The organism is Caballeronia zhejiangensis (assembly GCF_022879815.1).
Lineage (GTDB): Bacteria > Pseudomonadota > Gammaproteobacteria > Burkholderiales > Burkholderiaceae > Caballeronia > Caballeronia zhejiangensis.
The window spans coordinates 1,848,663-1,868,727 of sequence record NZ_CP084283.1 but is presented as its reverse complement, the minus strand read 5'-3'; the positions used below and the strand labels follow the sequence as shown (position 1 = coordinate 1,868,727).

The window sequence follows — 20,065 nt, the reverse complement described above, 5'->3', positions numbered from 1 at the left end:
CCGTTTTTCCCGCGAGCATCTAGCGATGACCAAATATGTATTCGTCACCGGCGGCGTAGTTTCGTCCCTTGGCAAGGGTATTGCCGCCGCCTCTCTCGCCGCGATCCTCGAATCGCGCGGTCTCAAAGTCACTCTCCTCAAGCTCGATCCCTACATCAACGTCGACCCCGGCACGATGAGCCCGTTCCAGCACGGGGAAGTGTTCGTGACGGAAGACGGAGCGGAGACCGACCTCGACCTCGGCCATTACGAGCGCTTCATCAGCACGAAGATGCGCAAGGCCAATAACTTCACCACCGGCCAGATCTACGAATCGGTGATCCGCAAGGAACGCCGCGGCGAGTATCTCGGCAAGACGGTGCAGGTCATTCCGCATATCACCAACGAAATCCAGGCATTCGTGGAGCGCGGCGCCGCTGCGGCGACGTGCGGCCAGCCGGACGTGGCGATCGTGGAAATCGGCGGCACGGTGGGCGACATCGAATCGCTGCCGTTCCTCGAAGCCGCGCGTCAGATGAGCCTGCGCATGGGCCGCAACAGCGCGTGCTTCGTGCACCTCACGCTCGTGCCGTTCATCGCGACGGCGGGTGAACTCAAGACGAAGCCCACGCAGCACAGCGTGCAGAAGCTGCGCGAAATCGGTATCTATCCGAACGTGCTCCTGTGCCGCGCCGACCGCCGCATTCCCGACGACGAGCGCGCCAAGATTTCCATGTTCTCGAACGTGCCCGAAGACGCGGTCATTTCCGTTTGGGACGCGGACAGCATCTACAAGATTCCGCAGATGCTCAACGACCAGCACCTCGACGACATCATCTGTGAAGAGCTGAAGCTCGCGCCGCCGCCGGCCGATCTGGCGATGTGGTCGAACCTCGTCGAGAAGCTCGAAAATCCGAAGCACGAAGTGACCATCGGCATGGTCGGCAAGTACGTCGAACTCACCGAATCGTACAAGTCGCTGATCGAAGCGCTGCGTCACGCGGCCATCCATACGTCGACGAAGGTCAACATCGAGTACATCGATTCCGAGCAGATCGACGCCGAAGGCACCGACGCACTGAAGCACCTCGACGCCGTGCTGGTGCCGGGCGGTTTCGGCCGTCGCGGCACGGAAGGCAAGATCAAGGCGATCCGCTACGCACGCGAATCGAAGACGCCGTATCTCGGCATCTGCCTCGGCATGCAGCTCGCGGTGATCGAGTTCGCGCGCGATGTCGCCGGTCTCGCCGATGCGAATTCCACCGAGTTCGATCAGGACACGGGCAACCCGGTCGTCGCGCTCATCACGGAGTGGTACGACCGCGCGGGCCGCATCGAAAAGCGCAACGAAGAGTCGGATCTCGGCGGCACCATGCGCCTCGGCTCGCAGAAGTGCCCGATCAAGCCAGGAACGATGGCCGAGCGCATCTACGGCAGCGATGTGAACGAGCGTCATCGTCACCGTTATGAAGTCAATAACCGTTTCGTGCCCCAGCTCGAAGCCGGCGGGCTTATCATCAGCGCCCGTACGCCGAGCGAGGATCTGCCCGAGATGATGGAGTTGCCGCAGTCGCTGCACCCGTGGTTCGTCGGCGTGCAGTTCCACCCCGAATTCACGTCGACGCCGCGCGACGGGCATCCGCTCTTCAAGGCATTCGTCGATGCAGCGCGCGCGCACGCCGAAGGCAATGGCGTGAAGGCGCCGGCGAAAGCCACCGCGGGAGCGCAAGCATGAAGCTGTGTCATTTCGAAGCGGGCCTCGACAAGCCGTTCTTCCTGATCGCGGGCACGTGCGTCGTCGAGTCGGAGCAAATGACCATCGACGTCGCCGGCCGGCTGAAGGAAATCACGCAGAAGCTCGGCATTCCGTTCATCTACAAGTCGTCGTTCGACAAGGCGAACCGCAGTTCGGGCAAGTCGTATCGCGGTCCGGGCATGGACGAAGGCCTGCGCATTCTCGGCGAAGTGAAGAAGCAGCTCGGCGTGCCCGTTCTCACGGACGTGCACACCGAGGAAGAAATCGAAGCGGTCGCATCGGTCGTGGACGTGCTGCAAACGCCCGCGTTCCTCTGCCGTCAGACCGACTTCATCCACGCGTGCGCGCGCTCGGGCAAACCGGTCAACATCAAGAAGGGCCAGTTTCTCGCGCCGCACGACATGAAGAACGTGATCGACAAGGCGCGCGACGCCGCGCGTGAAGCGGGTCTGTCGGAAGACCGCTTCATGGCGTGCGAGCGCGGCGTGTCGTTCGGCTATAACAACCTCGTGTCCGACATGCGCTCGCTCGCGATCATGCGCGAAACCAACGCGCCGGTCGTCTTCGATGCCACCCATTCGGTGCAGTTGCCGGGCGGGCAGGGCACGAGCTCGGGCGGTCAGCGCGAATTCGTGCCGGTGCTGGCGCGTGCGGCGGTCGCGACGGGCGTGGCGGGCCTCTTCATGGAGACGCATCCGGACCCGGCCTGCGCGAAGTCCGACGGCCCGAACGCGGTGCCGCTGCATCACATGGAAGCGCTGCTTTCGACGCTCATCACGATCGATCGCGCGGTGAAAAGCGGTTCGTTCCTCGAGAACGACTTCAACTGAGCGTCGGCAGCAAAAAGTAGTACGGCGCGGGCGTCATCATGGGCGCCCGTGTTGCGAGATCAGGCCGTCCGGCGTCATCCGGGCAACGGAGGAGCGTGCAACGCATCGGGGCGGCATCCGCAACCGGCGGATGAGACGCCCGCTCCCACGAAAGCGATGCGGACCGGATTCGATCCGGTCCCGAAACGACCGCTCTTTGCGCCGGAGCTGAACCCGGCGGTCATCGAATGGGTCTGAGCGAAGCCAGTGAAGCGTGTATCGAAGTGTAAAAACAGGCGGCGCGCTTCGTTGTGACTGACAGAATTCATCGTCATTTCTTGAGGAAACCATGAGTGCTATCGTAGATATCATCGGCCGCGAGATTCTCGATTCGCGAGGCAATCCGACCGTCGAATGCGACGTGTTGCTCGAGTCGGGCACGATGGGCCGCGCGGCGGTGCCTTCGGGCGCATCCACCGGCTCGCGCGAGGCCATCGAATTGCGCGACGGCGAAGCGGGCCGCTACGGCGGCAAGGGCGTGCTTAAGGCCGTCGAACACATCAACACCGAGATTTCCGAAGCCATCATGGGCCTCGACGCCTCGGAACAGGCTTTCCTCGACAAGACCCTGCTCGAACTCGACGGCACCGATAACAAGTCGCGTCTCGGCGCGAACGCGATGCTCGCGGTGTCGATGGCGGTCGCGAAGGCTGCCGCCGAAGAAGCCGGCCTGCCGCTGTACCGCTACTTCGGCGGCTCGGGCGCGATGCAGCTTCCGGTGCCGATGATGAACATCGTCAACGGCGGCGCGCACGCGAACAACAGCCTGGACATCCAGGAATTCATGATCGTCCCGGTGAGCCAGCCGACGTTCCGCGAAGCGCTGCGTTGCGGCGCGGAAGTGTTCCACGCGCTGAAGAAGATCCTGGCCGAGCGCGGCATGAGCACCGCGGTGGGCGACGAAGGCGGCTTCGCGCCGAACTTCGGCAGCAACGACGAGTGCCTGTCGACGATTCTGCAAGCCATCGAGAAGGCCGGTTATCGCGCCGGTGAAGATGTGCTGCTCGCGCTCGACTGCGCGGCGAGCGAGTTCTATCACGACGGCAAGTACCAACTGGCTGGCGAAGGCTTGCAACTGTCGTCGACCGAATTCGCGGATTACCTCGCCACGCTCGCCGACAAGTTCCCGATCGTGTCGATCGAAGACGGCATGCACGAGTCGGATTGGGAAGGCTGGAAGACGCTGACCGACAAGCTCGGCAAGAAGATCCAGCTCGTCGGCGACGATCTCTTCGTCACGAACACGCGCATTCTGAAGGAAGGCATCGAGAAGGGCATCGCGAACTCGATCCTCATCAAGATCAACCAGATCGGCACGCTGACGGAAACCTTCGCGGCGATCGAAATGGCCAAGCGCGCGGGCTACACGGCGGTCATCTCGCACCGCTCGGGCGAGACGGAAGATTCGACCATCGCGGACATCGCGGTCGGCCTGAACGCCGGCCAGATCAAGACCGGCTCGCTGTCGCGCAGCGATCGCATCTCGAAGTACAACCAGTTGCTGCGCATCGAGGAAGATCTCGGCGATATCGCCAGCTACCCGGGCAAGTCGGCGTTTTACAACTTGCGCTAAAGCTTTTGCCGCTTTAGTCGATAAGGACGCTTAGTGGTCTTTGAAGCGTCATCTTTTGAAGCCCGTCGCCCGGGGCAGCTTGCCGCCGGGCGGCGCTTATTTCGGCTACGTGAATGCGGCTCGTAACTGTCGTTCTGGTTCTTTTGCTGGTGCTGATCCAATACCCGCTCTGGTGGGGACATGGCGGCTGGCTGCGCGTGCATGAATTGCAGCAGCAGCTCGCGCAGCAGACGGACAAGAACACGAATCTGAGACTGCGCAACGAGCGCGTCCAGGGCGAAGTGCAGGACCTGCAAAACGGCACCGCCGCCGTGGAAGAGCGCGCGCGCTACGAGATGGGCATGGTGAAGGACAGCGAGGTGTTCGTGCAGTTCGTCTCGCCGAATTCGAACGCGCCCGTCAATTCCGCGAACGTGCCGGGCATGAACGGCTCGACGCGCGGTCAGGTTTCAGCGGCGCCGCTGCGCGTGGTGCCGAATCCCGTGTCGCGCTCGAAGCAGGAGTTGCGCGAGCTGGACAAGAAGGCGCAGAAGGAAAAAGCGGCCGAAGCGAAGAAAAAGCAGCAGGGCGCGGCGCAGTAAGACGCCGGCTGGGTGAGATAAAAAATGGCGCGGTCACGACCGCGCCATTTTTGTATTTGGCAGACAAAGGCGGATGGCCGCCTCGCCTACCACGAAGTGCCGAATCCGATGCCGGTGCCCCAGTACGGGCCGCCCCAGCCGCCGCTCGAATAGCCGCCGTAGACCGACACCGGCGCGGGCGCGTAGAACTGCGACATCGTCTTCGCGGCGTTGCCAGCCGCGGCTGCCTGCTGCGATTCGTTGAGCGCCTGCTTGTCGATGGCGTTGTAGCGGTCCATCTCCTGCTGCGGCGTGAGCGTCTGTTGCGGCGCAGGCGATGTGTCAGGCAAGCGGCTATAGATCGGCGACGGGCCGGGCGGATCCATCATGCAGCCGGCGACGAGCGCGACCCCGGCCAGACACGGCAGCAATTTCCAGTTGAGTGTTGCGGTTTTCATTTTGCGACCTCCAGCGGGCCGGACATCTGTGCAGGAGTCCCATCATAGCTTGCGGAATCTGTCGTGAGAGCCGGGCCGAAAGCAGGCCGCAAGCGGCGCGCCGTGCTTCGAGCGCCACCGGCGCGCGTGGCGAAACCTCGACTGGACAAGGCTTGCGCGGCGTTTCAGTGGCGCCGGTCCGACGCCGGGCTCACACCTTGTGAGAGTTCGTTTGCGACAAAAAGTTGCGCAACGTCGACGGAGTCGAAGTCATAGCGCTGGTTGCAGAACTCGCAATGCACTTCGACATTGCCGCGCTCCACGATCACGCTGTCGACCTCCTCGCGGCCGAGCATCTTCAGCATGCCGCCGACCTTCTCACGCGAACATGTGCACTGGAAGCGCGCCGCTGCCGGCTCGAAGTGCTGGACGTTTTCTTGCCAGAAAAGGCGCTTGAACACGGTATCCGGCTCTTCCTTCAGCAATTCCTCGTTCGAAAGCGTGCTGCCGAGATGGCAGACGCGCTGCCACGTATCGGCGTCGTGCTCGCCCGGATGCGGAACGATGCCGCCATCGCCCGGCAGCTTCTGCAGCAGCAGGCCGACGGCGCGGTCGGTATCGGCGGCGAGCCACAAGCGTGTGTCGAGCTGCTCGGAGTGATGCATGTAGTGCTCGAGCACTTCGGCCATCGACTTGAGCGCGCCATGCTCGTCCGACAGCGGCACGATGCCCTGATACGGTTGCTGCCCCGGCTTTTTGTCGGAGGGATCGAGCGTGATGACGCAGCGGCCGCGCCCGTGACGGTTCAGCAGGTCCGGCAGCGACATTTCGCTGTCGAGCTCGCTCTCGCCGCCATCGGCCAGCTTCGCCGTGGCGCGCAGCGACAGGTTGGAATTGCACTGCACGACCAGCATCTTCACGGGGCCGTCGCCGTAGATCTGCATGATGAGCGTGCCGTCGAACTTGAGGTTCGCGGACAGCAGCGCGCATGCGGCCATCATTTCGCCGAGCACGTTGCGCACGGCCACGGGATACGAGCGGCGCGCGAGCACTTCCTGCCACGTATGACGCAACGAGACGATCTCGCCGCGCACCGGCGCCGCGTTGAACATGAATTTCTGCAACTGGTCGTTCACAACTCTTCCTTGGGTGTTGAGGCTGCTGCGCCGTCTCGTGCGGCGTCCGTTCAGCCGATACGCACGAGGTGCGCCTTGTAATATTCGCGACGGTCGGCATAACTCGCCGTGGCCGCACGCATGCGGGCGATATCCGCCTCGCCGATTTCCCGCACTGCCTTGGCGGGCGCGCCGAGAATCAGCGTATTGTCCGGAAACACCTTGCCTTCGGTGACGACGGCGCCCGCGCCAACCAGACAGTTGCGGCCGATCACCGCGCCATTCAAGACCACCGCCTGGATTCCGATCAGCGAGCCTTCCTTGATCGTGCAGCCGTGCAGCATTGCCTGATGGCCGACGGTGACATCGCTCTCGATCGTCAGAGGAAAACCCGGATCGGCGTGCAGTACCGCGCCTTCCTGCACGTTGCTGCCGCGTCCGACGACGATCGGCTCGTTGTCGCCGCGCAGCGCCGCGCCGGGCCAGACACTCGCGTTTTCCTCGAGCGTCACCCGGCCGATGATGGTCGCGGTGTCCGCGAGAAACACGCTTTCGTGGATGGTCGGGGCGTCGTCGCCGAGTTTGTAGATGGCCACATTGTCTCCTGAGGCGTGATGTCGTGAAGGTGGGACTACAATGCGCGCCTGCCGGTGAGGCGGCGCACGCGCATTGTTGCGCGTTTTGAGGCGTCCGCCGGGATTACCATTTTAGCTGTTTGCCGTAAGCGTCCGCTGGAACGCAGTGTTCGACGCCCGTTTTCGAGACAGTCCGATGCACGACCTTGTCATTTCCCCGGAAGCCGATGACTGCGCCCGCCGCGCAGCGCTCGCGGTCCTGCGCGAGCGCGATCCCGCGACGAAAGCCGCGCGCGCCCGCGCACTTTTCGATGCGGCGCGCGCCCAGCCGTCGCGGATCGATCCACGAGCCGAGTTCGCGGAACCCGGCGATCTGCCTGGCCGGCCCGAGCGTCCGGCGCTCGTGGAGCCATCGTCGCTGAAGCGTCGCAGCATGCAGTCGGATGCGGGGCGCGCCGTGCTGTTGCACGCGCTCGCGCACATCGAATTCAACGCGATCAATCTCGCGCTCGATGCCGTCTGGCGATTTCCGTCGATGCCGCAGGATTTTTATCTCGACTGGTTGAAGGTGGCGGCGGAGGAGGCGCATCACTTTTCGCTGTTGAGCGCGCGCCTCGCCGAATTCGGCCACGCTTACGGCGACTTCCCGGCGCACGATGGGCTGTGGGACATGGCGCAACGCACGCGCGGCGATGTGCTGGCGCGCATGGCGCTCGTGCCGCGGACACTGGAGGCGCGCGGGCTCGACGCGTCGCCGCCGATCAGAAAGCGTCTCGCGCAGGCGGGCGATCACGCGTCCGCGGCGATCCTCGACGTCATCCTGCGCGATGAAGTCGGCCATGTGTTGATCGGCAATCGCTGGTTCCGGTTTCTGTGCGACGCGCGAAATCTGGACCCGCACACGACTTACGGACGCCTCGCCGCGCAATATCACGCGCCGAAGCTGCGCGGCCCGTTCAATTTCGAAGCGCGCCGCGACGCCGGTTTCGACGAAGCCGAACTGCGCGCACTCGCCGGCTTGGACGATGCGAAGTAGGGCAGGTTCTTCGTCGCTATAATCGAACGATCATCCTTTTTTACTTCGAGACGACACCATGAAAGATTCGCGCTCCGAATTCGTCGACGCGCGCGGCGTGCGCCTGCACGTACGCCGCTGGGGCTCGCCCGACGCCCCGATGCTCTTCATGCTGCACGGCTGGATGGATATCGGCGCGTCGTTCCAGTTCGTCGTCGATGCACTCGTGGGCGACTGGCAAGTGCTCGCGCCCGATGCGCGCGGCTTCGGGCTCTCCGACTGGCCGGTCGCGCAGAAGGGCGGCGGCCATTACTACTTTCCCGACTATCTCTCCGATCTCGACGTGCTGTTCGACCATTACGCGCCGGGCGGTCAGGTGAACATCGTCGGCCACAGCATGGGCGCGAACGTCGCGCTGCTGTACGCGGGCGTGCGGCCCGCGCGCGTGCGCCGCGTGGTCGATCTCGAAGGCTTCGGATTGCCGGCGGCGCGCGCGTCGCAATCGCCGGGGCGCATTTCGCAATGGCTCGACGATCTGCGCGCGCCGCCCGCGCTGCGCAGCTACGCGAGCCTCGACGAAGTCGCCGACCGGCTGATCCGCACGAATCCGCGTCTGCCGCTCGCGCGTGCGCGCTATCTCGCGCAACACTGGTCCCGCGAGGAAGCGGATGGGCGCTTCCATCTGCTTGCCGATCCGGCGCACAAATTGCGCGGACCGACGCTGTATCGGCTCGACGAGGTGAGCGCGGCGTGGGCGCGCGTGGCGGCGCCCGTGCTGCACGTCGAGGCGAAGGATTCGCCGACGCTCGCGGCTTTCGCGGGCGAGACGCCCATCGCCGAATTCAAGACGCGCTTTCAGGCGTTTCCCGACTGGCGCGAGGAAATCGTCGACGAGGCCGGTCACATGATCCATCACGATCAGCCGGAGCGCGTCGCGGCGCTCGTCGAATCGTTCTGCGCGTGAGCGGCGCAGCACGGAACGAAGGAACTACATAATCGGCTTGTCGCGCCGATACAGTTAGAATGTGAGTGAAGCCCGATAAACGACGATGAACGCCGATCTGCATTGCCATTCCACCGTGTCCGACGGACAGTTTGCGCCCGCCGATGTCGCCGCGCGCGCGCACGCGAACGGCGTCACGCTATGGTCGCTGACGGATCACGATCAGCTCGGCGGGCAGGACGAAGCGAAGAAGGCCGCCGAGGCGCTCGGCATGCGCTATCTGCCCGGCGTCGAGATTTCGGTGACGTGGGCTTCGCGCACGGTGCATATCGTCGGCATGAACGTCGATCCGCATAACGATGCGCTGCGCAAGGGGCTCGAATCGACGCGCAACGGGCGCGCGGCGCGCGGCGTGGCGATCGGCGAGGCGCTCGCGGCGGTCGGCATTCCGGATTGCTACGAAGGCGCGCTGCGCTTCACCGACGATCCCGACATGATCTCGCGCACGCACTTCGCGCGGTATCTGGTGGAGGCGGGGTATGCGCAGTCCACGTCGGATGTGTTCGCGCGCTATCTCGGCGACGGCAAGCCGGGTTTCGTCGGGCATTGCTGGGCGAAGCTCGCGGACGCCGTGAAATGGATCAAGGATGCGGGCGGCGAGCCGATCATCGCGCATCCGGGCCGCTACGACTTCACGCCGGTCGAGTTCGCCGCGCTCTTCGATGAATTCATCGAGCTCGGCGGCCGGGCCATCGAAGTCGTGACGGGCAGCCATACGCCCGACCAGTACCGCGAATACGCCGATGTCGCGCGCCGCTATGGGTTCGAGGCATCGCGCGGCTCGGACTTCCACGGCGCGGGCGAAGGGCGCGTCGATCTCGGCCTGCTTCCGCCGTTGCCCGACGATCTCACGCCTGTCTGGGAGCGCTGGCTTTAGCGTTCCCGCGGCGCGCGTCTTTCTGCTCGCGCACGGTCTTTGCATCACCTGTGATTTTCCGCACGCTCATCGCGCAGGGCGCGCTCGCGCGCGAGACAAGAAGTCGCGCGCCGCTCGGCCCATCGCGATAACGATCGAAACAATAAGGCGTCGCCATGTCTCAATTCTTTCGCATTCATCCGGATAATCCGCAGCCGCGGCTCATCAATCAGGCCGTGCAGATCATCAAGGACGGCGGTCTCGTCGCGTTGCCGACCGATTCGAGCTACGCGCTCGGCTGCCATCTCGACGACAAGGACGCGGTCGAGCGATTGCGACGCGTGCGCGGCATCGACGACAAGCAGTTGCTCTCCCTGCTCGTGCGCGACCTCTCCGAGCTGTCCAATTTCGCCATGGTCGACAACCAGCAGTATCGGCTGATCAAGTCGGTGACGCCTGGGCCTTACGTTTTCGTGCTGCAGGCGACCAAGGAAGTGCCGCGGCGGCTTTCGCATCCGTCGCGCAAGACGATCGGGCTGCGCGTGCCCGATCACGCGATCACGCTCGCGTTGCTGGAGGCGCTCGGCGAACCGCTGCTTGCATCGACGCTGATCCTGCCGCCCGACACCGAGCCGCTCAACGACGCCGAGGAAATCCGCGAACGCCTCGAAAAACAGATCGAACTCGTGATCGATGCCGGCGCGTGTCCGGCGGAGCCGTCCACGGTGATCGATCTTTCTTCGGGGGAGCCAGTGCTCGTGCGCGCGGGGAGAGGCAGTCTCGAACCGTTCGGGCTCACGGCGTAAGCGCCGCGCAGTAGCGCACACGGGCATACGACCCGATTAAGCGTTTGCTCACACCATGGGCGAAATAGTGCGCGCCCGGCGCCGCCGTGCGTGTCTGATCCAACCTGCCTGCTTGTTACAATACCGCCCTATGGATGCTTCCCTGATACAGACCATCGCGGTCTACGCGCTCCCCGTGATTTTCGCGATCACGCTGCACGAGGCCGCGCATGGCTACGCCGCGCGACTGCTCGGCGACAACACGGCCTACGTTCTCGGCCGCGTTTCGATGAACCCGATGCGCCACATCGACCCGATCGGCACGATCGTCATTCCGATCGTCCTTTACTTCGTGACGAGCGGTGCGTTCATGTTCGGCTATGCGAAGCCCGTGCCCGTGGCGTTCGGCAACCTGCGCAATCCGCGCTGGGGCAGCCTGTGGGTCGCGGCGGCCGGGCCGGGCAGCAACTTCGCCCAGGCGATCGTCTGGGGCGTGATCTTCGTGCTGCTGCGGGCCTTTCACATCGACGAGCCGTTCTTCACGGGCATGGCTCAGGCGGGCATCAGCGTGAATCTCGTGCTCGGCGTGCTCAATCTCTTTCCGTTGCCGCCGCTCGACGGCGGCCGTGTCGTCATGGCGCTTCTGCCGGTCCGCGCGTCCATCGCGTTTTCGAAGCTCGAGCCGTACGGCTTCTTCATCGTGATGGCGCTCGTCGTGACCGGCGTGCTGACGCGCTTCTGGCTCGGGCCGCTCGTGAACGTCGGCTATACGGCGGTGTCGGCTATCTTGAATCCCCTCGCTTCACTATTCCCATAACATCATGTTCCCTGACCGTATCTTCTCCGGCATGCGGCCCACCGGGTCGCTGCACCTCGGCCACTATCACGGCGTGCTGAAAAACTGGGTGCGGCTGCAGTCCGAATATCCGTGCTTCTTCGCAGTGGTCGACTGGCACGCGCTCACGACGCACTACGAGACGCCCGAGGTCATCGAGAAAAACGTCTGGGAAGTGCTCATCGACTGGCTGGCGTCCGGCATCGACCCGGCACAGGCGACGCTCTTCATCCAGAGCCGCGTGCCCGAGCACGCCGAACTTTCGCTGCTGCTCGGCATGGGCACGCCGCTCGGCTGGCTCGAACGCGTGCCGACCTACAAGGAGCAGATCGAAAAGCTGCGCGAAAAGGATCTGTCGACGTACGGCTTCCTCGGCTATCCGGTGCTGATGGCGGCGGACATCCTGCTGTATCGCGCGTCGCTCGTGCCGGTGGGCGAGGATCAGGTGCCGCACGTGGAAATGACGCGCGAGATCGCGCGCCGCTTCAACTATCTCTATGGCAAGGAGCCGGATTTCGAGGAGAAGGCGCTCGAAGCGGCCAAGAAACTCGGCGGCAAGCGCTCGAAGCTGTATCACGAGCTGCGCGTCGCGTATCAGCAGGAAGGCGACGACGAAGCGCTCGAACAAGCGCGCGCGATGCTGCAGGAATCGCAAAGCCTGTCGATGAGCGATCGCGAGCGTCTGTTCGGCTATCTCGAAGGCGCGCGCAAGATCATTCTGGTCGAGCCGCAGGTTCTCCTGACCGAAGCGTCGCGCATGCCGGGCCTCGACGGCCAGAAGATGTCGAAGTCGTACGGCAACACCATCGGCTTGCGTGAGGACGCGGCGACCATCGAGCAGAAAGTCCGCAAGATGCCGACCGACCCGGCGCGCGTGCGCCGCACCGATCCGGGCGATCCCGACAAGTGTCCGGTGTGGCAACTGCATCAGGTCTACACCGACGAAAACACGCACGAATGGGTGCAGAAGGGCTGCCGCAGCGCGGGCATCGGCTGCCTGGAGTGCAAGCAGCCGGTGATCGAAGGCATCCTGCGCGAGCAGCAGCCGATGCTGGAACGCGCGCAGAAGTACATGGACGATCCGTCGCTGTTGCGCGCGATCGTCGCGGACGGCTGCGACAAGGCGCGCAAGTTCGCGACCGAAACGATGCGCGACGTGCGCGAGGCCATGGGGCTGTCTTACAACTGATGGACAGTGCGATCAGTCCGTGGGTCGCGCGCTGGGCGCATCTCGTCGCGCCCGGCGGCGCGGTCCTCGACGTCGCCGCGGGCAGCGGGCGCCACGCGCGCTGGTTCGCGGCGCGTGGTTTTTCCGTGCTGGCGGTCGATCGTGACGCGGACGCGCTCGCGTCGATGGCGGCGCTCGAAGGCATCGAAACGCTTGCCGCCGATCTGGAAAACGGCGCGCCGTGGCCGCTTTCGGGCGATCGAAAGTTCGATGCCGTCGTCGTCACCAACTATCTGCATCGGCCGCTGTTCGGGCACTTCATCGACGCGCTCGCGCCCGGCGGCGTGCTGATCTATGAAACGTTCGCGGCGGGCAACGGCAGTATCGGCAAGCCGTCGAATCCGGCGTTTCTGCTCGAACCCGGCGAACTGCTCGAAGCGGTGCGAGGGCGACTGCGCGTGATCGGCTACGAAGACGGGTTCGTCGATGACCCGCGCCCTGCCTACGTGCAGCGAATCTGTGCGGTTCGCGCACCGCAGTCAGCGGAAAACCCACTCACGATTAGTAACATACCCCCGGGTCCGCCACGTTACGCGCTCGGCGGCTAATCCGCTACAATCGCGTAATATCGCTTTTTGCGATTAAATTCACGATTAAATTCATAGAGTTTCATGACAAACGGAACACACGGCGGCATCCAGATCCGCGGCAGTATCCCTGCCATCGTCACACCGATGCACGAGGACGGTAGTCTCGATCTGCCGGCGTTTCGAAAACTGATCGACTGGCACGTCGAACAAGGCTCGAACGGACTCGTCGTGGTCGGCACCAGTGGCGAGTCGGCCACTTTGTCGGTCGAAGAACACATCCTGATGATCCAGACGGCCGTCGAGCACACGGCCAAGCGCTTTCCGATCATCGCGGGCGCGGGCGGCAATTCGACCGCCGAAGCCATCGAGCTCTCGAAGCAGGCCAAAAAGGTTGGCGCCGACGCCACGCTGCAAGTCGTTCCGTATTACAACAAGCCGACGCAGGAAGGCATGTATCGCCATTTCAAGGCGATCGCCGAAGCCGTCGATCTGCCGGTGCTGCTCTACAACGTGCCGGGCCGCACCGTTGCCGACATGAGCAACGAAACGATCCTGCGCCTCGCGGACGTGCCGGGCATCATCGGCGTCAAGGAAGCGACGGGCAACATCGATCGCGCTGCGCATCTGATCAAGCACGCGCCGGCGCATTTCAGCATCTTCAGCGGCGACGATCCCACGGCGATCGCGCTCATGCTGCTCGGCGGACACGGCAACATCTCGGTGACGGCCAACGTCGCGCCGAAGGAAATGAGCCAGCTCTGCCGCGCCGCGGTCGAAGGCGATGCGATCACCGCGCGCCGCATCCATCTGAAGCTGCTGTCGCTGCACAAGCAACTCTTCTGCGAATCGAATCCGATTCCGGCCAAATGGGCGCTGCAGGCGCTCGGCCGCATGGAAGGCGGCATCCGGCTGCCGCTCACGCCGCTCGACGCGCGCTATCACGACGTGGTGCGTGGCGCGTTGCGCGACGCCGGGCTCCTCGCCTGATCGCATGGGCGGCGCGCCGAGTCACAAGGAATCGAAAGCCGCGCCGCCGCACGTGATCGAAATGAACCACACCTTCAGTCATCAACCGCCGCTCATTGGCCTCGACATTGGCCTCGCTGAGCCGCTCGCCTAGAGCGGGTTCGGCGCGAGGCAATGCGCATCAGCAGCAAAGAAGGACCTCATGAAACGTTCCGCTCTTCTTACTCGTGCCAAACGCCTGGGCGTGCTGTCGCTCGGCGCCGGTGCGGTCTTCGCGCTCGCGGGTTGCGACACGCTCAACGACTGGCTCGCGCCGGATCGCGTCAACTACAAGGCTGCTGAAACCGCACCCTCGCTGGCCGTTCCGTCCGACCTGACCACGGCCGACATCAGCCAGCGTTATGCCGCGCCGCCCAAGATCAACTCGCTCGGCGGCGCCGCGGAGCGAGCGGTCACGCCGGCCGGCAACGCGACGCTCGGCGTGCCGAACGCGCAGGATCCGTTCGGCATGCACATCGAAAGCGATGGCGATCGCCGCTGGCTCGTCGTCGATGGCCGTTCGCCGGACCAGGTCTGGGGACCGCTGAAGGAGTTCTGGGAAGAGAACGGCTTTACGCTCAAGACCGATGCCCCGCAGACGGGCATCATGGCGACGGACTGGGCCGAAAACCGCGCGAACATTCCGAACGACTGGTTCAGGAACAGCGTGGGCAAGCTGCTCGACTTCGCGTACTCGTCGGGTACGCGCGACATGTTCCGCACGCAGGTCGATCGCGCATCCGATGGCTCGACCGACATCTCCGTCACGCACAGCGCGATGGAAGAAGTGCTGACGGGGCAGGACAAGACGTCGTCGCGCTGGGAGGCGCGTCCGCGTAATCCGCAGCTCGAAGCCGCGGTGCTCACGAAGCTGATGCAGAAGTTCGGCCTGACCGAAAAGCAGTCGCAGCAGTTGATGGCGCAAGCGCGTCCGATCGGCGCGAAGGTCGCGGTCGACCCGAGCGCGGGCGGCTCCACGCTCGATCTCGCCGAGCCGTTCGATCGCGCCTGGCTGCGTGTGGGCCTCGCGCTCGATCGCACCAACTTCACGGTCGACAATCGCGATCGCGACAAGGGCATCTATTACGTCCATTTTTCGGACTCCATGGCGGAGCTGAAGAAGGACGGCCTCTTCGGCAAGTTCTTCTCGAGCAACACGCCGAAGCCGACGCGCCAGTTCCTCGTCAACGTGAGGCCGAAGGCCGACTCGGTCACGCAAGTCGGCGTCGTCGATGCGAACGGCCAGCCGGACACGTCGTCCGATGCGCAGCGCATCGTTTCCTTGCTGCACGCGCAGTTGAACTAACGACATCCTGAAGTGAAGACATCGTGAGATTCGCCAGTCTCGGCAGCGGCAGCGAGGGCAATGCATTGCTCGTCGAGGCATCGAGCGGTACGACGACGACGCGCGTGCTGCTCGATTGCGGATTCTCCGGCAAGGAGGTCGAGCGCCGTCTCGCGCGTCTGAACTGCCGTGCCGAAGATCTCGACGCCATCGTCATCACGCATGAGCACACGGACCATATCGGCAGCGCGCTGACGCTGGCGCGCCGCTGGTCGATTCCGCTGTACATGAGCTGGGGCACGGCGCGCGCCATCGGCGCCGATGAAGCCAAGGTCGAATTGAACGTGCTATGGGGCGATGAAAGCGTCGCCATCGGCGATCTGAGCGTGCTGCCGTACACCGTGCCTCACGATGCGCGTGAGCCGCTGCAATACGTGTTCTCCGACGGCGCGAGCCGGCTCGGCGTGTTGACGGATGTCGGCGTGTCGACGCCGCATATCACGAGCGTGCTGAGCGGCTGCGACGCGCTCGTGCTCGAATCCAATCACGATGTCGAGATGCTTGCCGCGAGCCGCTATCCGCCGATGCTCAAGGCGCGTATTGGCGGCACGCATGGACACCTGAATAACGAAGCGGCGGCGGCCATTCTAGCGTCGCTGGATCGCTCCAAGCTGCGCCATCTCGTGGCCGCGCATCTGAGTCAGCAAAACAATCTGCCGCACCTCGCGCAGGCGGCGCTTGCGTCCGTGTTGGGCGCGAGTGCGGTGGACGTCGTCGTCGCGACTCAGGCGGAAGGCTTCGACTGGCTCACGCTCTGAATCGAAGACGCCTTGCGCGCCGACCGACGCCGCAAGCAGATACAAAAGCAGATACAAAAAAACCGGCCCAAGGGCCGGTTTTTTCGTTGGCAGACCGCATGAAGCGGCCTGCGGCGTAGCGCTAGCCTTACTGGCTTGCGCCCGATGCCGGAGCGGCAGCCGAAGCGGCAGCGTCCGAAGCTGCGCCAGCAGCCGAAGCTGCGTCGCTTGCAGCGGCCGAAGCGCTCGATGCAGCAGCGTTTGCGTCCGAAGCAGCAGCAGCCGGAGCCGAAGCAGCCGACGTATCGCTTGCAGCGCTCGGAGCAGCCGTTTCGCTAGACTTGTTGCATGCAGCCAGAGCAACAGCAGCCAACAGGGATGCTACGAGGAGGGATTTCTTCATGATCACGTCCTTTTATGGTTAAAGGTAAGCAACAGCGCAAAGTACCGGTAATGTGTGCTCCAACACCGACCTGGGCCGCTGTGGAGACTCACAATTCTTTTTTATGTGAGACTTCCTACGGCTTGGCCGGAAATTATAGGCACTTTCGTAACGACCGTCGATAAATCAGGGGACGATACGTTGTCTTTCTCATACAAATTTTCATATTGCGGAACAGCAAATTTCTAGCATCTGCTGTATTCCGTGAAATCCTGTAAAGGCACGCCCGTCAAGGCAAAGCGCCCAAAAGAATCCAGCCCGCACGATACCATTCGTGTAGCAGCGCTGTCATTGTCGATTCGTCTGTAAGTGTTACAAAGCGTTTCGCCTCCAGAGACCGAGTATCGGCCAATTCAGGGAGCCACTTTTTCAGCTTCGACGACAAGACTTCCGCTTCGCCATTTACGAAATAAGAACGGGCGTTGTAGAGCAAAATGGTCTTTCTATCCAGCCTGACGCCTGTCTTTTTCGCTCGTTCTACAAATTTTTGCTCATTCAGCGCACGGTCGGGTGCATCGAACACGACGTTCGCTTTCGGCTCGCTCAGATAAGTACCCAGAAACTCCGCGATGTCCTTTTCGTTCCAGTTCACGTTCGCAAGTATCGCGCCAACGCGGTCGATCAGCAGCGCGGGCAGCGCCGCTGGATTCGACACCGGCTCCTGCGCCGGATCGCGATACCGCGCGTTGCCGCGAGCACCCTCCGATGCTTCACCGGCGCGCTCGGCGAGGTGATAGAGGAACTGAGCCGTGAGCTCGTGCGACGAGGGCGCGCGAAAGCCTATCGATGCCGTCATGCATTCGCCCTCGGCGATGCCGTCGTGTGCGATATGCGGCGGCAGATAAAGCATGTCGCCCGGCTCCAGCACCCATTCTTCCTCGGGCTCGAAGTGCTGTAAAACTTTCAACGGCAGTCCGGGTTTTAGCGAAAGGTCGCGCTGCGCGCCGATTCGCCAGCGCCGCTTGCCATGGACCTGAAGCAAGAACACGTCGTAAGAGTCGAAGTGCGGTCCGACGCCGCCGCCATCGGTCGCATAGGAGATCATCAGATCGTCGAGGCGCGCGTCCGGAATGAAGCGGAACCGGTTCATCAGCGCGTGTGCGCGGTCGTGATGCAGGTTCACGCCTTGCACGAGCAGCGTCCATTCACGCTTTTTGACCGATGGCAATTCGTCGGGCGCGAACGGTCCGTGCTCCAGATTCCACGCATTGCGAAAATGCGTGATGAGCCGCGCCTCGACGTCGTCGAGATCGGCAAGTTGGAACAGTTCGTCGCGTGCGAGCGGCGCCGCGATATCGGGAATCGCCTGCCGGATCAAGAGCGGTTTCTTCTGCCAGTAACGCCGCATGAACTGTCGCGGCGTACGGTTGCCCAACAGCGGTGTGAGTTCGTCCGGCAAAGGCGCGCGGGCATGCTCGGGAAGGCCGGAAACGGGGGACGGTGTTGCGTATGAGGGCCGCTTGGGCATCGTATAATCGAGGCTTGTATCTTGGAGGATCCAATGAAAATTGCGAAAGACACTGTCGTTTCGGTCGCTTACAAGCTATCGGATGCGCAAGGCAATCTGATCGAGGAGAGCGACGAGCCGATGGTCTATCTGCACGGCGGCTATGATGGCACGTTCCCCAAGATCGAGGAAGCGCTCGACGGTCACGAGGCGGGCTATGAAACGCTCATTCAACTCGAGCCGCAGGATGCATTCGGCGAGTACGATCCCGAGCTCGTGAAGGTCGAAGAGCGCAGCCGTTTTCCGGAGCCGCTGGAAGTCGGCATGCAGTTCGAAGGCACGCCCGAAGACGGCGATGACGATATCGACTCGCTCATCTACACCGTGACCGACGTCGCCGAAGACAAAGTGGTGCTCGACGGCAATCATCCGCTCGCCGGCATGGCGCTGCGTTTCGCGCTGTCGGTGCAGGAAGTGCGCACGGCGACGGACGACGAAATCGAACATCAACACGCGCACGGCGCGGACGGCCTGCATGTCGTCGATGACGACGAAGACGATGACGACGCACCGCCCAAGGACGCAGGTCCGACGCTGCACTGAGCGCGTCGGCCGATGAAGAAAGCGCAGCTACGGCTGCGCTTTTTTATTGCCCGTTCGTCGCGCCGGTCCCGTTCTGCACGCCCGACGCGGGCACGGGATAGATCGGCGGCAACGACTGCGGCGGCGTGAGGATCGGCGGCAGGTCGGATGCCGGCAGGGGCATCGACGGCGGCGCCGGCAGCGACTCGGGCAGGTCGTTACGCGGCAACGCGCGCGGCGCTGATGCGGGCATCGTCGGCTGAGGCGCGGGGTAGGGCGCGGGGTAAGGAGCCGGGTAGGATGCAGCTGGCGTCTCTGGTGGCGCGACCGGTTCACGCGTGCGCGTGTCCTTCACATTCACATTCACATCGCGCACGCGCAGACGAAACGGCGGATGCCACTGAGCATCGCTCTGCACTTCGAGCCATTGCGATTGCGGCTTCTTGAACGCAATCGCGACGCGCGTGAGATTCGTAACGATCAAGCCCTTGTCGTTGCGCAAAGGTTGATCGATGTGAAAGCCGTTCGGCTCGGGCGCATCCGTGCCGTGAATCACGATCACGGGCCCGCGAAAACTTTCGGCCGCTTTCACGAGGCTGCGTTTCAATTCGAGAAAGCCATCGCGCGGCTGGTTCGTGCGCGAGAAGCGCAGCCACGCGAAGCGCTCGCGCCGTTCGTAGCGCGAAAAATCGGGATCGCCCTGCAACAGGATGACGAGCGCGCGCATCTCGGAACGTCGCGCCGATTCCGCCGCGTGTTCGAGCCAGAATGTTGTCGCGACGGCGCGATCCTCGAACTCGCCGTTGCGCCCGCCCGCGGTCAGATAGTGATTGTTCGGACTCGGTGCATTCAGCCCGATGAACGCGACGCCTTGCGCCTGCCAGCGCACGATTTCCCGGAAGGTCCGAAAGCGCGCGACATCGCTTTCGCGCGAGAGCGTAAGCGGGTTCTGCCCGAGCGACCCGGCATCGGCGAAAAAGAGCTGGCGCACGAAGTCGAGCCGCTCGACCGGATCGTAGGCACCCGCATGCGCGAGTCCGCAATCCGCCCAGTCGTGCTGGCCGAGCAGCAGCACGAGCGGCGTGCGCGACGCGTCGAGCAGATCGTGCCGCGACTGATAGACGCTGTCGCGGCACGGTTCGGCGCCGTCCTTCAAATTGCCGTCGTAGACGATGAACGCGATGTTGGGGTCGCGCCCGATCGCGTCGAGCATGCGGCGCACGGGCGCTTCGTCGGCGGGGCGGGAAATGGCGCCGGACAGAACGGCGAAGCCGAGCGGCGCGCTGCCCTCGGCGCGCGCCTGCGCGATCGTGCCGCACGCGAGTGCGGCGCCGATCGCCATGACGCGCGTCAAACGTGTCGCGGCACGCGCAACGCGCGAAGTGTCACGC

21 protein-coding genes are annotated in these 20,065 nt (G+C 63.7%); 15 read left to right on the top strand and 6 right to left on the bottom strand.

The features are described from left to right. Nucleotides 1-25 precede the first annotated feature (25 nt). The 4 genes from LDZ23_RS08965 (at nucleotide 26) to ftsB (ending at nucleotide 4,758) form a co-directional block, all read left to right on the top strand. A complete protein-coding gene (locus LDZ23_RS08965; RefSeq protein WP_008341880.1) occupies nucleotides 26-1,714 on the top strand; it encodes a CTP synthase in 1,689 nt (562 codons plus the stop codon). Then, nucleotides 1,711-2,565, top strand: a complete 855-nt coding sequence (gene kdsA, locus LDZ23_RS08960; RefSeq protein ID WP_008341878.1) for a 3-deoxy-8-phosphooctulonate synthase — start codon at nucleotides 1,711-1,713, stop codon at nucleotides 2,563-2,565. Before LDZ23_RS08965 ends, kdsA begins: the two co-directional genes overlap by 4 nt. A gap of 328 nt (nucleotides 2,566-2,893) precedes the next feature. Continuing rightward, a complete protein-coding gene (gene eno / locus LDZ23_RS08955) occupies nucleotides 2,894-4,177 on the top strand; it encodes a phosphopyruvate hydratase (protein WP_008341877.1) in 1,284 nt (427 codons plus the stop codon). 113 nt (nucleotides 4,178-4,290) lie between these two features. Then, a complete protein-coding gene (ftsB, locus tag LDZ23_RS08950; protein ID WP_008341875.1) occupies nucleotides 4,291-4,758 on the top strand; it encodes a cell division protein FtsB in 468 nt (155 codons plus the stop codon). Nucleotides 4,759-4,844: 86 nt separating this feature from the next. Here ftsB and LDZ23_RS08945 read toward each other — a convergent pair whose 3' ends face one another. From LDZ23_RS08945 to LDZ23_RS08935, 3 genes are all read right to left on the bottom strand, one after another. Next, entirely contained in the window at nucleotides 4,845-5,195 is a 351-nt protein-coding gene (locus LDZ23_RS08945; RefSeq protein WP_008341874.1) for a hypothetical protein, read from the bottom strand. Nucleotides 5,196-5,359: 164 nt separating this feature from the next. Further along, the gene (gene hslO, locus LDZ23_RS08940; RefSeq protein WP_008341872.1) at nucleotides 5,360-6,310 is read right to left on the bottom strand and encodes an Hsp33 family molecular chaperone HslO; all 951 of its coding nucleotides are present in this window, start codon (nucleotides 6,308-6,310) and stop codon (nucleotides 5,360-5,362) included. 50 nt (nucleotides 6,311-6,360) lie between these two features. Then, the gene (locus LDZ23_RS08935; RefSeq protein ID WP_008341871.1) at nucleotides 6,361-6,885 is read right to left on the bottom strand and encodes a gamma carbonic anhydrase family protein; all 525 of its coding nucleotides are present in this window, start codon (nucleotides 6,883-6,885) and stop codon (nucleotides 6,361-6,363) included. Nucleotides 6,886-7,060: 175 nt separating this feature from the next. Between LDZ23_RS08935 and LDZ23_RS08930 the strand changes: the two genes are divergently transcribed. The 10 genes from LDZ23_RS08930 (at nucleotide 7,061) to LDZ23_RS08885 (ending at nucleotide 16,224) form a co-directional block, all read left to right on the top strand. Continuing rightward, complete coding sequence (locus LDZ23_RS08930; RefSeq protein ID WP_008341870.1) at nucleotides 7,061-7,900, top strand: ferritin-like domain-containing protein; 840 nt, start codon at nucleotides 7,061-7,063, stop codon at nucleotides 7,898-7,900. A gap of 58 nt (nucleotides 7,901-7,958) precedes the next feature. Beyond that, nucleotides 7,959-8,843, top strand: coding sequence for an alpha/beta fold hydrolase (locus tag LDZ23_RS08925; RefSeq protein WP_244807429.1), 885 nt, complete (start codon nucleotides 7,959-7,961; stop codon nucleotides 8,841-8,843). Nucleotides 8,844-8,928: 85 nt separating this feature from the next. Beyond that, nucleotides 8,929-9,759, top strand: coding sequence for a 3',5'-nucleoside bisphosphate phosphatase (locus LDZ23_RS08920; RefSeq protein ID WP_008341867.1), 831 nt, complete (start codon nucleotides 8,929-8,931; stop codon nucleotides 9,757-9,759). 155 nt (nucleotides 9,760-9,914) lie between these two features. Further along, nucleotides 9,915-10,544, top strand: a complete 630-nt coding sequence (locus LDZ23_RS08915) for an L-threonylcarbamoyladenylate synthase (RefSeq protein ID WP_008341865.1) — start codon at nucleotides 9,915-9,917, stop codon at nucleotides 10,542-10,544. Nucleotides 10,545-10,674: 130 nt separating this feature from the next. Continuing rightward, on the top strand, nucleotides 10,675-11,340 hold the full coding sequence (locus LDZ23_RS08910) for a site-2 protease family protein (protein WP_008341863.1): 666 nt from the start codon (nucleotides 10,675-10,677) through the stop codon (nucleotides 11,338-11,340). A gap of 4 nt (nucleotides 11,341-11,344) precedes the next feature. Next, entirely contained in the window at nucleotides 11,345-12,547 is a 1,203-nt protein-coding gene (locus LDZ23_RS08905; RefSeq protein WP_008341861.1) for a tryptophan--tRNA ligase, read from the top strand. Further along, entirely contained in the window at nucleotides 12,547-13,134 is a 588-nt protein-coding gene (locus LDZ23_RS08900) for a class I SAM-dependent methyltransferase (RefSeq protein WP_244807428.1), read from the top strand. The genes LDZ23_RS08905 and LDZ23_RS08900 overlap by 1 nt, the downstream gene beginning before the upstream one ends. A 63-nt stretch (nucleotides 13,135-13,197) precedes the next feature. Then, a complete protein-coding gene (gene dapA / locus LDZ23_RS08895; protein ID WP_244807427.1) occupies nucleotides 13,198-14,103 on the top strand; it encodes a 4-hydroxy-tetrahydrodipicolinate synthase in 906 nt (301 codons plus the stop codon). A 181-nt stretch (nucleotides 14,104-14,284) separates the two neighbouring features. Then, nucleotides 14,285-15,427 carry an NlpB/DapX family lipoprotein gene (gene bamC, locus LDZ23_RS08890; RefSeq protein ID WP_244807426.1) on the top strand — a complete coding sequence of 381 codons (1,143 nt, stop codon included), beginning with the start codon at nucleotides 14,285-14,287 and terminating at the stop codon, nucleotides 15,425-15,427. A gap of 23 nt (nucleotides 15,428-15,450) precedes the next feature. Then, nucleotides 15,451-16,224 carry an MBL fold metallo-hydrolase gene (locus LDZ23_RS08885; protein ID WP_008341854.1) on the top strand — a complete coding sequence of 258 codons (774 nt, stop codon included), beginning with the start codon at nucleotides 15,451-15,453 and terminating at the stop codon, nucleotides 16,222-16,224. A 127-nt stretch (nucleotides 16,225-16,351) separates the two neighbouring features. Here LDZ23_RS08885 and LDZ23_RS08880 read toward each other — a convergent pair whose 3' ends face one another. Then, entirely contained in the window at nucleotides 16,352-16,606 is a 255-nt protein-coding gene (locus LDZ23_RS08880; RefSeq protein WP_074168913.1) for a hypothetical protein, read from the bottom strand. A gap of 268 nt (nucleotides 16,607-16,874) precedes the next feature. Next, nucleotides 16,875-18,113, bottom strand: a complete 1,239-nt coding sequence (locus tag LDZ23_RS08875; RefSeq protein WP_244807425.1) for a cupin domain-containing protein — start codon at nucleotides 18,111-18,113, stop codon at nucleotides 16,875-16,877. A gap of 33 nt (nucleotides 18,114-18,146) precedes the next feature. On the opposite strand from LDZ23_RS08875, the gene LDZ23_RS08870 reads away from it, so the two are divergent. Beyond that, entirely contained in the window at nucleotides 18,147-18,695 is a 549-nt protein-coding gene (locus LDZ23_RS08870) for an FKBP-type peptidyl-prolyl cis-trans isomerase (protein ID WP_008341850.1), read from the top strand. A gap of 43 nt (nucleotides 18,696-18,738) precedes the next feature. Here LDZ23_RS08870 and LDZ23_RS08865 read toward each other — a convergent pair whose 3' ends face one another. Next, complete coding sequence (locus LDZ23_RS08865; RefSeq protein WP_244807424.1) at nucleotides 18,739-20,016, bottom strand: hypothetical protein; 1,278 nt, start codon at nucleotides 20,014-20,016, stop codon at nucleotides 18,739-18,741. Between the last annotated feature and the right edge of the window lie 49 nt (nucleotides 20,017-20,065).

Bases quoted from the DNA above. Each gene is read 5' to 3' on its own strand.
- LDZ23_RS08965 (WP_008341880.1), top strand. From the start codon at position 26: ATGACCAAATATGTATTCGTCACCGGCGGCGTAGTTTCGTCCCTTGGC.
- kdsA (WP_008341878.1), top strand. From the start codon at position 1,711: ATGAAGCTGTGTCATTTCGAAGCGGGCCTCGACAAGCCGTTCTTCCTG.
- eno (WP_008341877.1), top strand. From the start codon at position 2,894: ATGAGTGCTATCGTAGATATCATCGGCCGCGAGATTCTCGATTCGCGA.
- ftsB (WP_008341875.1), top strand. From the start codon at position 4,291: ATGCGGCTCGTAACTGTCGTTCTGGTTCTTTTGCTGGTGCTGATCCAA.
- LDZ23_RS08945 (WP_008341874.1), bottom strand. From the start codon at position 5,195: ATGAAAACCGCAACACTCAACTGGAAATTGCTGCCGTGTCTGGCCGGG.
- LDZ23_RS08930 (WP_008341870.1), top strand. From the start codon at position 7,061: ATGCACGACCTTGTCATTTCCCCGGAAGCCGATGACTGCGCCCGCCGC.
- LDZ23_RS08925 (WP_244807429.1), top strand. From the start codon at position 7,959: ATGAAAGATTCGCGCTCCGAATTCGTCGACGCGCGCGGCGTGCGCCTG.
- LDZ23_RS08920 (WP_008341867.1), top strand. From the start codon at position 8,929: ATGAACGCCGATCTGCATTGCCATTCCACCGTGTCCGACGGACAGTTT.
- LDZ23_RS08915 (WP_008341865.1), top strand. From the start codon at position 9,915: ATGTCTCAATTCTTTCGCATTCATCCGGATAATCCGCAGCCGCGGCTC.
- LDZ23_RS08910 (WP_008341863.1), top strand. From the start codon at position 10,675: ATGGATGCTTCCCTGATACAGACCATCGCGGTCTACGCGCTCCCCGTG.
- LDZ23_RS08905 (WP_008341861.1), top strand. From the start codon at position 11,345: ATGTTCCCTGACCGTATCTTCTCCGGCATGCGGCCCACCGGGTCGCTG.
- LDZ23_RS08900 (WP_244807428.1), top strand. From the start codon at position 12,547: ATGGACAGTGCGATCAGTCCGTGGGTCGCGCGCTGGGCGCATCTCGTC.
- dapA (WP_244807427.1), top strand. From the start codon at position 13,198: ATGACAAACGGAACACACGGCGGCATCCAGATCCGCGGCAGTATCCCT.
- bamC (WP_244807426.1), top strand. From the start codon at position 14,285: ATGAAACGTTCCGCTCTTCTTACTCGTGCCAAACGCCTGGGCGTGCTG.
- LDZ23_RS08880 (WP_074168913.1), bottom strand. From the start codon at position 16,606: ATGAAGAAATCCCTCCTCGTAGCATCCCTGTTGGCTGCTGTTGCTCTG.
- LDZ23_RS08875 (WP_244807425.1), bottom strand. From the start codon at position 18,113: ATGCCCAAGCGGCCCTCATACGCAACACCGTCCCCCGTTTCCGGCCTT.
- LDZ23_RS08870 (WP_008341850.1), top strand. From the start codon at position 18,147: ATGAAAATTGCGAAAGACACTGTCGTTTCGGTCGCTTACAAGCTATCG.
- LDZ23_RS08865 (WP_244807424.1), bottom strand. From the start codon at position 20,016: ATGGCGATCGGCGCCGCACTCGCGTGCGGCACGATCGCGCAGGCGCGC.